Source organism: Nocardia sp. MDA0666, assembly GCF_003023875.1.
Lineage (GTDB): Bacteria > Actinomycetota > Actinomycetes > Mycobacteriales > Mycobacteriaceae > Nocardia > Nocardia aobensis.
This window is the reverse complement of the sequence record NZ_PYHT01000004.1, coordinates 82,740-97,464: the sequence shown is the minus strand read 5'-3', so window position 1 is coordinate 97,464 and position 14,725 is coordinate 82,740. Positions and strand designations below refer to the sequence as shown.

The following is a 14,725-nucleotide window of genomic DNA, read 5'->3' as shown; positions in this document are numbered from 1 at the left end:
TCAGAACACCGGCAGCCGGCGCCGGTGCTCGGCGATATCGGTGATCAGGTCCTTGTAGCCGTCGGCCAGTTCGGCGAGGCGCACCCAGTGCAGGTGTGCCTCGCCGTCCGGTGTGGAGGCGGGGAGCTCGTCCGCCGGATAGTTCGAGGCGGGCAGTCCGAGCGCATGATGGGCGGCGACCCATTTCCCGGCCATCCGGTCGATGACCGCTCCGAGAGTCTCGGTGTGCAGCGAGGCGCCCTCGCGGTGCGCGATGTTGTCGGCCACCCAGACATCGATACATTCGATCAGCCGGGCGCGGTCGCGATCGATGTGGTCGACCAATCGGCTGGCGCCGGCGACGCGGGCGGTCGAGGCCTTCGGCGCCTGCGCCTCCCGGGAGGCGTGCCGGCGCAATTCGTGGCAGCGGACCAGGTCCCGGGCCGCCTCGAGCACCGGATGGTCGCCGGGCGGCGGTGTTGTGGACCGGAATGCGCGCAGCAGCGCAGATACCGACGGAAGTGCGCCGGTCGCGTCGTTGTCACCGGCGTAAGCGGTCGCCATCGTCTCCCACCCTCGTCTCAGCGGTCGGAATCTGGTTACGCCAGGGCCGAGGAGGTTTTCGGGGAGGGGCTCCCCTCGGCTCCGGCGTAGTCCCGCGGAAACGGACGCCGGCTGTTCGGTCGCACTGCTCACGGGTGTACGAACCGGGATATCCGCGACGATGCGATAGACGTGTCCGAATGCGGGGACATATTCAGGAAAGCGTGTCCCGACTTGGCATGCAACGGTTGACGCGCCGAACACCCAAGGTGCCGGACAATCGTTATACGCATCACGCGTGGATCACATGATCGCGAAGATCCACCATCGGCGGCGCGGCGCCTGCGCGACCGGTTGCGGATGGCTAGCCTGAGGATTTGTGCCCGCCTATATCTCTTCGCCGGAGCTGACCTTCGGCTTTCTGTTCGCTCTGGAAGATCCCGAGCGAATCGCCGAGGTGGTGCGAAATCTGATGGAGCGCCGCACGGTCTCGGTCTTCCGTCTGGCGCACGTCTCCGGCGCGGCCGGTCCACCGGAGCGCTATGTCGTGAACTGGGCTGCCATCCCGCAGATTTCGATCACCACCGCCGCACCGGACGCCGATGCCATGCAGGCCGAGCGGATCATGCTGGTCAACGCATTTCTGGGCGAGGGCGGTGAGATCAGCTTGTACTCGGCGGACAGCAATCGCCCAGACGACAAGCGGCAGTGACGATTTCCCATCGGCAGCACACGGGTTTTCGTTACGGAGACACTCCACACAGCGGCTCTTACGTCCCTCTCAGCTACCGGCCAGCGGCGATTAAGTTCCGGCCAGCAGGGTGGGTTCTGGTCGATCGCCCGACACGGGGGTCGACGGCCTGTGCCCCCTACAGAGAGGTAGAAGCATGATTCCGGTCATCATCGACACCGGTAGCGCCGCGCTGAGCGGCATCCTCGACACCGGCAGCGCCGCCCTCAGCGGTGTTCTGAACACCCTGTTCACCGGGTCGTTCGGCGGCTGATTCCGGCCCGCCCCCGGGGATCGTGCCCCGGGCCACTGCCCTGGCGCCCGCCGGCGCCGGGGCAGTGCCGTCTCCGGCGGAGTAGATGCGGCGCACCACATCTTCGATATCGGGTTCCTCGATGGACAGGTCGCGCACCTCGACCCGATTCGAGATGGCGGCGAGAAGCTGTGCGGCGGTGGTGATTTCGGGATCGAAGGCCAGCCGCTGCCGCATGCCGTCGGCCTCGGCGGCCAGCAGTGTCGCCCCCGCGAGGCCGGTGAGATCGTCGCTGGGCCGGGCCAGATCCACCACCAGGACCCGGCGCGCGCCGACGGTGCGCGCCAGGCCCGGCAGCGTGCCGTCGTAGGCGAGGCGGCCGTGGTCGACCACCAGCACCCGTTCGCAGAGGCGCTCGATATCGCCCATATCGTGGGTGGTGAGCAGCAGCGTGGTGCCGCTTTCCGCCCGTTCCCGGCGCAGGAATTCCCGTAGCCGCTGTTTGGAGAGGACGTCGAGGCCGATGGTCGGCTCATCGAGAATCAGCAGCTCCGGACGATGCAGGAGCGCCGCGGCGATTTCGGCGCGCATTCGCTGGCCGAGGGAGAGCTGACGCACCGGGGTGTCGAGGGTGTGTCCCATCTCGAGCTGTTGGACGAGTTCGTCCGTGCGGCGGCGCGCCGCGGCCGGTTCCAGGCGATGGATGGCGGCCAGAATGCTGAACGATTCGCGCAGCGGCAGGTCCCACCACAGCTGTGACCGCTGGCCGAACACCACGCCGATCCGCCCGGCCAGTTCGCGCCGCCGGCGCACCGGGTCGAGCCCGCAGGTGCGCACGGTGCCGGAGGTCGGCACGAGGATGCCGGTGAGCATCTTGATCGTGGTGGATTTTCCGGCCCCGTTGGCGCCGATATAGCCGACCGCCGAACCGGGTTCGATGCGAAAGCTCATCGAGTCGACGGCGGTGAGCATTTCGCGCACGTGCCCGCGGCGGCCCCGGCGGCTGCGCCGGAGCACGAATTGCCTGGTCAGTTCCGATACTTCGACGGTGTTCATCCGCCCCCTCCCTGATAGTGGCGTACCCCGATGCGCCAGAGCGCCAACGCCATTATCCAAACCCACAGCGCCGCAAGCGGTCCGAACCACGCCAGCCCGGCGGGCAGCCACGCCGGTCCGGGAAGGCCGAGTAGGGCGATCGTGGGCAGATAGGCGACGAACGAGACCGGTATCGCGAGCCCGAACAGCGCCCGCAGCGGGCCGGAGAACACCGAACTCGGCTGCTGGGCGGCGAAGGATCCGCCGTAGGTGAAGCTGTTGGTGAGTTCCGAACCGTCCACCAGGTGGAATTGCAGGCCCGCGGCGCAGACGAACAGTCCGGCGAAAATGGCGATCCCGCTCAGTGTGCTGCTCACCGCCAGCACGATATGCGTTGGGCTCCAATCGATATCGTTGCCGATCAGGCCGGCGGTCAGGACCACCGCCGCGACGGTGGCCCGCGACAGCCGCCGCAGCGATACATCGCTGGTGATCAGCTGGAGCAGCAGGGGCTGGGGGCGCAGGTGGAAGGCGTCGAGGGTGCCCATCCGAATGTAGGTCGCGAGGGTGTCGGTGTGGCCGACGGCGATCTGGGCGAGCGCGAAACTGAGGTTGGACAGACCGAACAGCAGCAGCATCTGGGTCGAGTTCAGGCCGCCCAGCGCCGTGACGTTGTGGTAGATCAGCCACATCTCCGCGAATTCGACCACGCCGATCAGCAGGGAGGAGAACAGGTCGGTGGCGAAGGAGAGCGGATAGGCGCGCTGTGAGCGCATCCGCGAACGCAACACGGCCACATAGGGTGTGAGCCTGCTGCCGTACGGTGCGAGCTCAGCCACCCTGCACCTCCAGTTTGCGCCGGCCCGCCGCGATGAGCGTCCGGCCGATGCCGATCGCGATGGCGATCCACAACACCTGCATGCCGATGACCGACCACGCCGCCGAACCCGTCGCCCGACCGGACAGCACGTCGACCGGCCCCTGCAGCAGCCAGGGAAATGGGGTCAGCCGCGCGGCGGTGGCCAGCGGTGCCGGAAACAGATGGATGGGTACGTAGAGGCCGGCGAAGAACGTGGACAGGATCTGATAGAGCATCCGAATTCCGCGCGTCTCGATCAGCCAGAAACCCAGCAGGCTCACCGAGAACAACAGCAACAGCGAAAGTGTCACGGCCGCAACGACACTGACGGCACCGAGCAGATACGGCGCGAAGGTGCCGGGCAACACCAGCTGCGCCGTGATCAGACCGGTGGCGACCGACGGCAGGCCGCGTAGCGCCAGCGTACACGACGATCCGCCGAGATCGGTTGCCAGATAGAAGAATTGGATATCGATGGGGCGTTGCAGATCGACCGCCACATCGCCGGTGCGCACCCGCTCGGCGATATCGTGCGGCGGCCCCATCACTCGCAGGGCGCCCAGCATGGCCTGCGATAACCACACGTAGGCGCCGATCGACGCACCGGTGTAGCCGCCGAAGCCCGGCGTGGAGCGCGCCGCCGCGATCATCACCGCGGCGCGGATGAGGCCGAATACGACATTGGCGGCCAAGCCCGCGAAGACGGCCGACCGGTAATTCCATTGACGCCTGAATCCGGCGCCGAACAGACGTGAATAAACCCCCGAGAGTGCGCGCACAAGTTGCCCAGAATACGACGTGGTCGCCCGCTCGGCGAGCGAATTTCGAAGAACCGGAGCAGGGCAGTCCGAGCGGTCGGTATGGTCGTCGCACCCGATGGCCGGATCGCTTTGCGCAAAACCTTGCCGCGGCCTCCATCGCAGTGTTAGAAACAGTCATGTTTCACACTGGGGTCGCCGCGGTGGCTCCCGCCCCTGAGGACCGCCTATGACCACCGTTTTCGAAACGCTGGAATCGGATGTGCGTGGATACTGCCGGGTCTGGCCGACGGTCTTCGACACCGCCCGCGGCGCCTGGCTCCGCGACGAGCAGGGCCGCGACTATCTCGATTTCTTCGCCGGAGCCGGCACGCTCAACTACGGGCACAACAACCCGATCCTGAAGGCGGCCCTGCTGGACTATCTGTCCCGCGACGGGCTCACCCACGGCCTGGACATGTCGACGGTCGCCAAGCGTGACCTGCTCGAGGCGCTGCGCGACCTGATCCTCGTGCCGCGCGGACTCGACTACAAGATCCAATTTCCGGGCCCGACCGGGGCGAACGCGGTCGAGGCGGCGCTGAAGCTGGCCCGCAAGATCACCGGGCGCAGCACGGTCGTGAACTTCACCAACGCCTTTCACGGCATGACGCTGGGCGCGCTGGCCGTGACCGGTAACGCCGCCAAACGGGCGGGGGCCGGGGTGCCGCTGCCACACGTACATCCGATGCCCTATGACGGCTACCTGGGCGGTGCGGACGAGTTGGCGTGGATCGAGCGGATGCTCGACGACACCTCCTCCGGGGTGGACAAGCCGGCGGCCGTGATCGTGGAAACGGTGCAGGGCGAGGGCGGGGTGAACATCGCCCGCGCCGAGTGGTTGCGCCGGCTCGCGGAAATGGTCGCGGCGCGCGGCATTCTGCTGATCGTCGACGATGTGCAGATGGGTTGCGGGCGGACCGGGCCGTTCTTCTCCTTCGAGACCGCGGGCATCACCCCGGATATCGTCACGCTCTCGAAGTCCATCGGCGGCTACGGCCTGCCGATGGCGCTGGTGTTGATGAAACGCGAACTGGACCAGTGGGCGCCGGGTGAGCACAACGGCACCTTCCGCGGCAACAACCCGGCCTTCGTCACCGCGCGGGTGGCGCTGGAGGAGTACTGGCGCGACGACCGGCTCGAGCTCGCCACGCTGGCCCGCGGCGAGCGGGTACGTGCCGAGCTGGCGCGGGTGGCGGATGCGGTGGGCGGATTGTCCACGCGCGGGCGGGGTTTGGTGCACGGTCTGGTCTTCGACGACGCCTCGGAGGCGGGCAAGGTGAGCCGGGTCGCCTTCGAGGAGGGGCTGCTCGTGGAGACCTCGGGCGCCTGTGACGAGGTTGTGAAACTGCTTCCGCCGCTGACGATTTCGGATTCCGAGTTGGATCACGGGCTCGAAATACTCGCGCGCGCCGTCGATATCGTCTGCGGCAGGCGCGGCTAGGGGGATCGGACCGTCGGCTGCCGACCCACACCCGGCGGCCGGCCGCGGGACCGGGTTTCCGCTGCGGGGCCCGGTCCCGCACCTTCGGGTGCGCCGCAGATGGCTAGGAAACGGACGGCTACGAAACGGACGGCTCCGAATCGGATGTCTTCATCTTGTCCAGGATTCTGGTCTGCCACTGGTAGAACCAGCTGAATTTGTAGGATTCTCCGGCGGGCGACGAGGTGGCGGCAAAGGTGAATCGGCGATCGTTCGTGGCGAACGGGGCCTTGTCGGCGAGTTCCTGGAAGCGCGGCTCGATCGGAATCGGGAGCGTGGCCGGAGCCGGTGTGATCACCGGGAAGCACAGTCGCTCGATCCGAGAGGATTCCCAGCCGAACGTGGCGTAGATGTCGAATGCCTTCGCGGTGACGGCGAGGAATTGCGCGCTCGGTTCCGGAAATCCGGCGTCCCGATGGAGTGCGGCGACGGCCTCGGGTGCGAAGTGCTCGGCGGGCAGTCCGGGGAAGTACACGTTCATCGTCTTGTCGTGGTAGTCGATGCCGAGCAGGCCGACCTTGTCCGCCAAGCCGTGCGCGGCGAACATGCGGGCGTGGTCGGCGAGGCCGGCCGGCATGGACGGGAGCGCGGCGAGTTCCGCCACGTTCCGGACGTCGTCCGCGGGAAAGAACGGCCAGATCTTCTTGAAGCCGCCGGCGACGCCGATGTCGATGCCGTAGCTGTCGACGGGGCATTGTTTCCGGACCTGGTCCAGCAGGGATCCGATCGGATGATCGGTCTGCGGGATCAGTCCGTTCGAGCGCGCGATGTCGTAGGGGTCGATGTCTTTCGGCAGCGTGAGAAAGCGATAGTCGAGGTCTCCCGCACGACGGGCCTCGGTGACGACTCGGAAAGAGATCACCGACCGGGTGAGCATCGTGCCGAATGCGGTCAGGACCGGCCATACCGCGTCTCGGGTGCAGGGGACGTTCGCCAGCCGTGCGGATTTCTCGATGGCCACATACAGATCGTCCAGCGCGGATTCGGTAGTGGTGGACATGCGTCCTTCCTGAGAGGGTGCTACGAACAACGGCGCGGTGCCGCCGAGACGACGGCCGGACGGTCGGCGCAGTCGAATGCGGAACGCGCACTGAAGTTTACGAAGCGATGTGGCCGACGGGCTTCGGCCGACTGCCCGCTGCTGGGAGCCCCTCGGATCGGAACGTGCGATCGCCCGTGCGGAATGAGGAAGGGGGAGCGCTCGGAGAAGCGGACTCGAATGCGCCCGAGCGAGAAGGATCGACGCTACCGAGCCGATATTTCGTGGCGATCCGGTGCTTTCGTGGAGCGGATGACGGGATTCGAACCCGCGACCCTCACCTTGGCAAGGTGATGCGCTACCAACTGCGCTACATCCGCATCCCGCCTCGCGGCGGTGCGAGAAAACAATAGCCGATAGCGGCGCGCAACCGCGAATCCGCAGGTCAGCGACCTGCGGATAGGCTTCAGCTGAGCAGGAGGTGGACCTGCAATTCACCCACCAGGAATCCGAGCACACCGCCGATGGCGACCAGTTTCCACTCGTCCTGTTTGAACGCCGGGCGCAGCAACCCTTCGTATTCGTCGTCGGTGAGCTGGCGGGTCTTCTCGATCACCAGGTTGCGCAGATCCAGCGTGCGCATCGCGTGGTCTTCGAATCCGGCTGCGGCACTGCGGATATAGGCCAGCATCTCGGGGACGATCTCGCGTTTGACCCGGGTGATGGAGTCGCCCGCGACCAGCATCACCAGCGGTCGCGCGGGTGCGGACTGAGTATCGATGAATTCGTCCATCCGCCGCGCCAGGATCGACGCCAGCCGGTCCGAACGCTCCCCGTTGAGGACCGCCTCGAGCATCTTGGCCGGGGTGAGGATTTCGGTGGCGATCAGATCGCCGTAGTCGACGCAGACCTGTTCGCGGCGCTTGTGGAACAGCCCCTGCCAGCCGATGCGGCCGAAGATCCGCCAAGGCCGCACGGGCCGGAAGATCATCTGCAGCGCCAGCCAGTCGGTGACCAGGCCGGTGAATCCGCCGAACAGCGGCATCAGCCAGGAGGAGTGGGTGAAGGCCCAGGTGACCATCTGCACGAAGCCCAGCAGGGTGCCGAACAACAGGCCGGAGCGCACGATGAAGCGCAACTCGTGATGGCCCACCCGGCGCACCATCTCCACCAGCAGCGCCTTGTCGTTGACCAGGGTGTCGATGGCGATGGACCGCAGATCCATGATCTGGTCGAGGTTGGTCCGCAGGTCGGTGACGATCTCGTCGATGAGGTCGGGGACGTCGCGCTGGACGCGGCGGATCATCGCCTCGCGGGCGAACTGCGGCATGGTCACCCACAGCCGCGGTTCGTAGCGCATCATGAGCTCGTCGACGGTGTGCGCGACGGCGTCGTCGAGCGGCTCGCGCAGCGTGGTGGTGAGTTCGGCGACGTCGATGCGGCCGAGGATCTCCTGCGGATCGATCAGCCGCGAGAACATCAGATCTACCGCGATCGTCGCCATCCGCGGCGCCGCCTTGGGGATCACGCCCTGCCAGCCGAACCAGGGCGGGATACCGCGGAATTCCAAGGGGCGGCAGAGCATTTCGACTGCGACCAGTTTGGTGGTCCAGCCGATGAACGCGGCGATCACCGGAATCGAGCAGTAGAGCAGCCAGTGCTCGGTGAAATCGGCGATCACGCATCCGCCCGGTGGGAAATCGCTGCACAGCGGTGATTCGGCGAACAGCGCCGGAACGATGGAGAAGTGTCGAGCCGCACGCGCGAACAGTAACAGGTTCTAGAGAAGCGCCTACTGGGAGCCGGGGGTGGCCGCCAGGAACATGTAGCTCTTCTCCTCGACCCGCCGCGCGATCCGCCACGCGCCGTCGACGCGCGCGAAGGTGTCCAGGTACCACAGGCCGCACAGCATGAGGTTCTGCTGACCCTCCGCTCCGCCGAGGAGCATCGGATTGTGGCACATGGTGCGGCCGGTGGCGGTGTCCCCGTCGACGGTGATCGAGGAGTTGCTGATCAGATGCTGGAAGGCGGGGAAGTTCGGCATCACCGTGGCGAGGAACTTCTTGATCTCGGGCAGTCCACCGGTGGCGCCGCCCATGGCCGAATAGTCGATGTGCGCGTCCGCGGTGAAGACGTCGTCGAGCAGATCCCACTGCTGGGTGTCCACGGCATGGGAGTATCGGACCATCAGATCCTCGATCTCGATCCGATCCGAAATCTCTTGCAGCGACAGCATATTTCCTCCAGTGGTAGCGGCTCGGCGACGATGCGGGCTTATTCGGAAGCCGCGTCGAAGGCGCGCGCCAGCGTGCGCGGTGCCTTGTATCGCCAGGCATCGGTGAGCAACTCGCTCAGTAGGCCGGTGTCGGCGGCGCCGAGGTCGACGCGGACCGCCGACAGCCGCTTGCCCCACCACTTCTCCGCGCAGCAGTCCGGATATTCCGCGACCGCCTCCCGGATGTCGGCTTCACTCGCCATCACGTGGGCGTGCGCGGGGTCGGGCAACGTCGCGAAGATCGCCTTGCGGACGCGGAACGACGGCATGTCGAAATGCGGCGCTTCGGTGGACTCGGGTAGTCCCAGCGCAATCCGCCGGACGTCGTCGGCATCGGCCATGGGCCGATTATGCGGCCGAATTCGTGCCCTCGCGGCCGGATCGGCGAGATGGGCCCACTAGCCGAGATCGTCGAGGGCGGGCTCGATCGCGCGGTGGAAGGTGGGGTAGGCGTAGATCATTTCCCGCAGCGTGGTGACCGGAACCCGGGCGTGCACCGCGACGGCCAAGGCGCTCAGCACCTCGCCGCCGACCGGGCCGACCGAGGTGGCGCCGACCAGAATGCCGCGATCGGCGTCGGCGACCAGCTTGACGAATCCGGCATTGCCGGGCCCGTGGATCCAGCCTCGGGTCGAATCCGGAACCTCGGCCCGGCCGGTCCAGACGCTCAGTCCTGCCTCGCGGGCCTGCGACTCCGTCATCCCGACCGCGCCCACCTCCGGTTCGGTGAAGGTGACATTGGGAACCGCGTGATACTGCGCGGGTTCGCCGGGGGAGCCGAGGATATCGGCGGCGGCGATGCGTGCCTGATACATCGACATATGGGTGAAGGCGCCGTGCCCGGTGACGTCCCCGATCGCCCAGACTCCCTCGGCGGCGCGCAGCCGGTCGTCGACCCGGATGCCGTGCGCCTGCTCGTCCAGGCCGATGGCGCCGACGCCCAGTGCGGACAGGTCGGTGTAGCGGCCGGCGGCGACCAGCAGGCGCTGGGCGCGGATCGGATCGCCGTTGCTCAGCCGTACCGTGAAATAGCTGCCGTCGTGGTCGATTCGGGTGGCCTCGACGCCGGTGCGGACCGAAATACCCTCTTCGGCAAAGGTTTTCGCCAGCATTTCGGCGGCCTCGGGCTCGGCGCGCGGGAGCAGCCGGCTGCGTACGACCATCGTCACCTCGGCTCCGAACCGGGAGAAGATCTGCGCGAATTCCGCGCCGACCGGTCCGCCGCCGAGCACGATCAGGGATTCGGGCGCCTCGGTGGTGGTCACGGCCTCGCGATTGGTCCAGTACGGGGTGTCGGCCAAGCCCTCGATCGGCGGAACGGACGGGGCGGTGCCGGGGTTCAGCACGATCGCGCGCAGGGCGCGGAACTCGCGCGGTCCGTCGGCGGTATCGACGCGGACCTGGCCCGGCTCGGTGATGCGCCCCCAGCCGCGCACGAAGGTGCCGCCGGCGGATTCGAACCGTTCGACCGCGACCTTGTCGTCCCAGTCGTCGGTCGCCTCGTCACGGATCCGCTTCGCCACCGGCGCCCAATCCGCATGCACCTGGGTACTTCCCGCGAGTTTGCCGACCCGGCGCGCTTCGGCCAGGGTCTCGGCGGCGCGCACCATCATCTTGGTCGGCACGCAGGCGTAGTAGGGGCATTCGCCGCCCAGCAACCGGCCTTCGACGCCGACCACCGCGAGCCCGGCGCGCGCCAATTCGGTCGCCACGGCCTCCCCGCCGGGCCCCATGCCGATGACGACGGCATCCACGGATTCGGTCGCCGGGGTTTCGGCGGGCATGCGATCACGCTCCTCTGATTCGACACGGTGGGGACGGCGGCGTCCCGCAGACCATGGTGACAGCTGGGACGCCGCCGGTGGGGGATCGACAGGTGCGGATCACGGCATTCCGTTGCGCCGGGTGGTCTCGGAGGAGATACGGCGAGTCTCCGCATCTCGCGAAAAGCCCGTTCGCACATGGTCGTCGATGGGAAGCCGGTGCGGTTGACGCGGTTTCGCCGAACCGTTTAGGTGAGCAGCATGCGAATCGGCGGTGCGGGAATTCTCGACGTGCTCGGTAGCCGGCGGACGGCGGTGGCGGCGCTGGCGACGATCACCGGCTTCTACTATCTGTTCGTCGCGATCACCAACTGCACCGATACCGTCACCAATCGCCGGGGTGTGGCCGCCGTGCTGTCGATGCGAGCCACGATCCACAATCCGGGCACCGACTGGCGTGCGATCACCAACGGCAACATCGCGCTCGTCGTCTACATCCTCGTGGTGATCTGGGAATTCTCGATCGCCCTCGTGCTGCTGGTCGCCGCGGCCTGCTGGCTGCGGGAGCTGAGCGGGCGGCCGCGCCGGGTGCCGGCGCGGCCGGGCACCGCGGCGAAGTTGTCCAGTATCGGCTGGACGATGGCGGTGCTGCTGTTCGCGGGGGCGTTTTTGACCGTCGGCGGGGAGTGGTTCCGGATGTGGGCGAACAAGGAGGTCAACGCCTCCTCGGCGGCGTTGCAGAACTTTCTGATCGCCGGGATCGGACTGGTGCTGGTTCATCTGCCCGACTCGGCGGCGCGGGCAGCTCCGCCCTCGGAATGAACTGCGGCCGTTCGGGAACAGTGCCTGACCGCCCCGAGTTGCAGCCCGTATGGAACTCGACACCGCGCTCGACTTCGCCCGTACGATCTCGCGGTCCGTCCTGACCACCGTGCGCCGAAACGGCCGCCCGCAGCTGTCCAACGTCACGCACTGGGTCGCGCCCGACGGCATCGTCCGGATCTCCATCACCGCGGACAGGGCCAAGTACGCCAATCTGCGCCGCGAGCCGTGGGCGGCCCTGCACGTCACGCGCGACGATTTCTGGGCCTATGCCGTCCTGGAGGCCGATGTCGAACTGACCCCGGTGGCCGCGAGCACCGACGACGCCACGGTGGAGGAGTTGATCGCCTACTACCGCGCGCTCAGCGGCGAGCACCCGGACTGGGCGGACTACCGCCGCGCGATGGTCGCCGACCGCCGCGTGATCGCGCGCCTGCGTCCCACCCGCGCCTACGGCATGCTGCCCTGACGACGACGTTCCCCGGAAGTGGGTAGCCCCTCGGGAATCCATTGCGGCGCGCGCTTTTCCATGCAGGCGCGCATTCCCTCCCGCGGGTCCGGCGAGGTTTCCAGGGCCGGGGCCGATTCGACTTCACCGGCGCATAACCTTGCGGCAACATTCGACATGCATGCTGGCACCCTCCGCTGAATCGAAAGGTACGAACCCGAATGGACTTTCTGACTGTGCTCGTGGACATGTTGGCTGCGCTGGGGGCCAGCGGCAGCGCGGCCTGACCACCCATCACGACACACCCCGGCCCACCACATCACGGATGTGGTGGGCCGCATGCGTTCGAGGGGACGTTGGACGACCAGGCCCGTGATCAGGCACCCGCCTTCGCTCGCGCGAGCTTCACTCCACTGGAAATGATGCCGATATGACTGAACGCCTGCGGGAAATTGCCCATGAACGCGCCGGTCGACGGGTCGATCTGCTCGGCGAGCAGGCCCACGGTGCTCGCGCGGGCGCACAGGGAACTGTAGAGCCGCTCGGCGTCCTCGAGCCGGCCCTGGGCGGTGAGGTTGTCGACCAGCCAGAAACTGCACAGCACGAACGCGCCCTCGTTGCCGGGCAGGCCGTCCGGTGACTCCTCGTGCAGGTATCGATACAGCAGACCGCCGCCGGCACCCAGCCTGTCCGCCACCGCCGCGGTCGTCGCGGTCATGCGTGGATGATCGGCGGGAACGACGCGGCGCAGCGGCAGCGCCAGCAGGCTCGCATCCAGTTCGCCGCCCCCGTCGAGATGGGCGCTGAGTGTCCGGGCCCGCTCGTCCCACGAGTTCTTCAGAATCGCCTCGCGGATCTCGTTCGCGGTGCTGCGCCACATCGCGATGGGACCGGGCAGGTCGAATCGTTCCCCGATCGACGCGGCGCGCTGCAGTGCCACCTGGCACAGCGCCGCGGAATAGGTGAAAACCCGCCCCGCGCTGCGTACTTCCCAGATTCCCTGATCCGGCTCCTGCCACGATCGACCCGCCGCCTCGGCCAGATCGGACAGGTTCGACCACAGCACCGGCTGCAGCTCACCGCCCGTGCGCAGCCATTGGTCGGCGCAGTCGAGGATTTCGCCGTAGACGTCGTGCTGGCGCTGATCGGTGGCGCCGTTGCCCCAGCGCACCGGGCTGCTCGCGCGGTAGCCTTCCAGGCCGGTGTCCACCAATTCGTCGGGAACCGGATCACCGTCGATGTCGTACATGATGCGCGGCTGGCCGCTCCGCTCGAACGCGTCGAGCACCCAGCCCAGGAAGGCGTCGGCCTCGTTCCGGAAACCGATGCGGCGCAGGGCGTAGACGGCATACGACGCGTCGCGGATCCACACGTAACGGTAGTCCCAGTTGCGGACACCGCCGATCGGCGCCGGCAGCGACGACGTGGGTGCCGCGACGACGGATCCGCTCACCCAGTGATCGCAGAGTTTGAGGGTGATCGCGGAGCGCCGGACCAGTGCCTGTTCGGGACCGTCATAGGTGCACGTCCGCATCCAGGAGCGCCATGCGTCGGCCGTGTGGCGCAGCATCGCCGCCGCGTCGAAGCGATGGTGGCGGTGGAAGCGTCCCCAGGACAGCACCAGCTCCAGCCGCTCGCCCTGCGCCAGGTCGACGGTGGTGCGCACGCCGTCCAGCGGCCGGTCGGCGCGCAGATGCAGCCGCAGGTTCGGCTGTGAGGCGACCCGGATCTCCAGTCCGCTGAGTACCGGCCGCAACTGCGCACCGCCCTGTGGGGCGATCTCCACCGACACTCGCACGTGCCCGCTCACGACGACCGCGGAGCGAACCAGTTCCGAGCGATCGGCGGGCGCGTCGTCGCCGAGGTCCGAGCCGGGCCGCACCACCATGGCATCGGTCACTCGGAGAACACCGGTGGCGCTGCGCAATTCGGTCTCCAGCACGCCGGTATCCGGCTGATAACGCTGGCGGCCTTCCAGCGGATCGGTCGGCGCGACGGTGAAATGGCCACCGCGAGCATGGTCGAGCAACCCGCAGAACAGCGGTTGGGCATCGAAGCGCGGCAGGCACAACCACGGGATCGAACCGTCCACCCCGACCAGCGCGGCCGTCGTGCCGTCTCCGATCAGACCGTAGTCCTCCAGCGGGAGATATCCGTCGCTCCGGCGGAACGGCCGGAACGGTGGATCGGGATCGTGCACGCCATCCCCTTCCACGAATGGAACGCCCGGCGACAACTAGAGGGAAGGCTATCAGCCGGCATCCGCTCGGAAAGCAGAACTGAGCGGCCGATATCTGGCCGAAATGCCTAGCGGTCGATCAACTGGCTAACGCAAGCTCGCAGCTTGGCGCAGGCGATGGCGGGGAGCTGAGATCGGGTGTCGACGGCCCCCAGCGGCGAGTTGCTCGCGGCGGCCCGGGTGCCGAATCGGAGACGAAATTTCTGTGTGTTTGAGCGTTGAACCAATTGGGTAACCACAGCCCAACCCGGAATGTGTGCAGGTTGGACCGATACAGCGCCCCCGGCAGGAATCGAACCTGCGACCTAGGGATTAGAAGGCCCTTGCTCTATCCAACTGAGCTACGGAGGCATGGCAGCACCAAACACCATGCCCGGTTTGAGGCAGCGTGTCCAGCGAGTTGATTATAGCGAGCGTCCAGATCCGTGCTGGTCATCGACAACACCGTGTGCGACTGTCGGCCTCGTCACAGCGAGCGGGCCGATTCGGGGCCGGAAGGCTGTGAGGTGGGCCGCCAACT

General features: G+C 67.3%; 14 protein-coding genes and 2 tRNA genes. 4 read left to right on the top strand and 12 right to left on the bottom strand.

What is annotated here, in order from left to right:
* On the bottom strand, positions 1-543 hold the full coding sequence (locus tag C8258_RS08545; RefSeq protein ID WP_106954689.1) for a DUF4254 domain-containing protein: 543 nt from the start codon (positions 541-543) through the stop codon (positions 1-3).
* A 358-nt stretch (positions 544-901) separates the two neighbouring features.
* Here C8258_RS08545 and C8258_RS08540 point away from each other — a divergent pair, with 358 nt between their 5' ends.
* Positions 902-1,234, top strand: a complete 333-nt coding sequence (locus tag C8258_RS08540) for a hypothetical protein (protein WP_036499097.1) — start codon at positions 902-904, stop codon at positions 1,232-1,234.
* Between the two features lie 157 nt (positions 1,235-1,391).
* Here the strand turns inward: C8258_RS08540 and C8258_RS08535 are convergent, their stop codons facing one another.
* The 3 genes from C8258_RS08535 to C8258_RS08525 are packed head-to-tail and all read right to left on the bottom strand — an operon-like array spanning position 1,392 to position 4,178.
* Positions 1,392-2,561 (bottom strand): ATP-binding cassette domain-containing protein, encoded by a 1,170-nt coding sequence (locus C8258_RS08535; protein WP_233224956.1) that lies wholly within the window; start codon positions 2,559-2,561, stop codon positions 1,392-1,394.
* On the bottom strand, positions 2,558-3,379 hold the full coding sequence (locus tag C8258_RS08530; RefSeq protein ID WP_369974730.1) for an ABC transporter permease: 822 nt from the start codon (positions 3,377-3,379) through the stop codon (positions 2,558-2,560). Before C8258_RS08530 ends, C8258_RS08535 begins: the two co-directional genes overlap by 4 nt.
* On the bottom strand, positions 3,372-4,178 hold the full coding sequence (locus tag C8258_RS08525; RefSeq protein ID WP_233224955.1) for an ABC-2 family transporter protein: 807 nt from the start codon (positions 4,176-4,178) through the stop codon (positions 3,372-3,374). Before C8258_RS08525 ends, C8258_RS08530 begins: the two co-directional genes overlap by 8 nt.
* Positions 4,179-4,386: 208 nt before the next feature.
* On the opposite strand from C8258_RS08525, the gene ectB reads away from it, so the two are divergent.
* The gene (ectB, locus tag C8258_RS08520; protein WP_106954688.1) at positions 4,387-5,640 is read left to right on the top strand and encodes a diaminobutyrate--2-oxoglutarate transaminase; all 1,254 of its coding nucleotides are present in this window, start codon (positions 4,387-4,389) and stop codon (positions 5,638-5,640) included.
* A 118-nt stretch (positions 5,641-5,758) separates the two neighbouring features.
* On the opposite strand, the gene C8258_RS08515 is transcribed toward ectB, so the two are convergent.
* The 6 genes from C8258_RS08515 to C8258_RS08490 all read right to left on the bottom strand — a co-directional run bounded on the left by C8258_RS08515 (position 5,759) and on the right by C8258_RS08490 (position 10,717).
* A complete protein-coding gene (locus C8258_RS08515) occupies positions 5,759-6,679 on the bottom strand; it encodes an aromatic prenyltransferase (RefSeq protein WP_106954687.1) in 921 nt (306 codons plus the stop codon).
* A 283-nt stretch (positions 6,680-6,962) separates the two neighbouring features.
* Positions 6,963-7,038, bottom strand: a tRNA-Gly gene (locus C8258_RS08510).
* Between the two features lie 86 nt (positions 7,039-7,124).
* The gene (locus tag C8258_RS08505; protein ID WP_039778125.1) at positions 7,125-8,339 is read right to left on the bottom strand and encodes a DUF445 domain-containing protein; all 1,215 of its coding nucleotides are present in this window, start codon (positions 8,337-8,339) and stop codon (positions 7,125-7,127) included.
* 111 nt (positions 8,340-8,450) lie between these two features.
* Positions 8,451-8,894 carry a nuclear transport factor 2 family protein gene (locus C8258_RS08500; protein ID WP_106954686.1) on the bottom strand — a complete coding sequence of 148 codons (444 nt, stop codon included), beginning with the start codon at positions 8,892-8,894 and terminating at the stop codon, positions 8,451-8,453.
* Positions 8,895-8,932: 38 nt separating this feature from the next.
* Complete coding sequence (locus C8258_RS08495) at positions 8,933-9,274, bottom strand: MmcQ/YjbR family DNA-binding protein (RefSeq protein ID WP_106954685.1); 342 nt, start codon at positions 9,272-9,274, stop codon at positions 8,933-8,935.
* A gap of 57 nt (positions 9,275-9,331) precedes the next feature.
* Positions 9,332-10,717: an NAD(P)/FAD-dependent oxidoreductase gene (locus C8258_RS08490; protein WP_106954684.1), complete on the bottom strand. Its 1,386-nt coding sequence runs from the start codon at positions 10,715-10,717 to the stop codon at positions 9,332-9,334.
* A 240-nt stretch (positions 10,718-10,957) separates the two neighbouring features.
* Between C8258_RS08490 and C8258_RS08485 the strand changes: the two genes are divergently transcribed.
* Positions 10,958-11,518, top strand: a complete 561-nt coding sequence (locus C8258_RS08485) for a DUF2165 domain-containing protein (protein WP_106954683.1) — start codon at positions 10,958-10,960, stop codon at positions 11,516-11,518.
* Positions 11,519-11,567: 49 nt separating this feature from the next.
* On the top strand, positions 11,568-11,987 hold the full coding sequence (locus C8258_RS08480; RefSeq protein WP_106954682.1) for a PPOX class F420-dependent oxidoreductase: 420 nt from the start codon (positions 11,568-11,570) through the stop codon (positions 11,985-11,987).
* Between the two features lie 355 nt (positions 11,988-12,342).
* Here C8258_RS08480 and C8258_RS08470 read toward each other — a convergent pair whose 3' ends face one another.
* Both C8258_RS08470 and C8258_RS08465 read right to left on the bottom strand, forming a co-directional pair.
* Positions 12,343-14,166 carry a glycoside hydrolase family 15 protein gene (locus C8258_RS08470; RefSeq protein WP_106954681.1) on the bottom strand — a complete coding sequence of 608 codons (1,824 nt, stop codon included), beginning with the start codon at positions 14,164-14,166 and terminating at the stop codon, positions 12,343-12,345.
* 316 nt (positions 14,167-14,482) lie between these two features.
* Positions 14,483-14,556 (bottom strand) — tRNA-Arg (locus C8258_RS08465).
* Between the last annotated feature and the right edge of the window lie 169 nt (positions 14,557-14,725).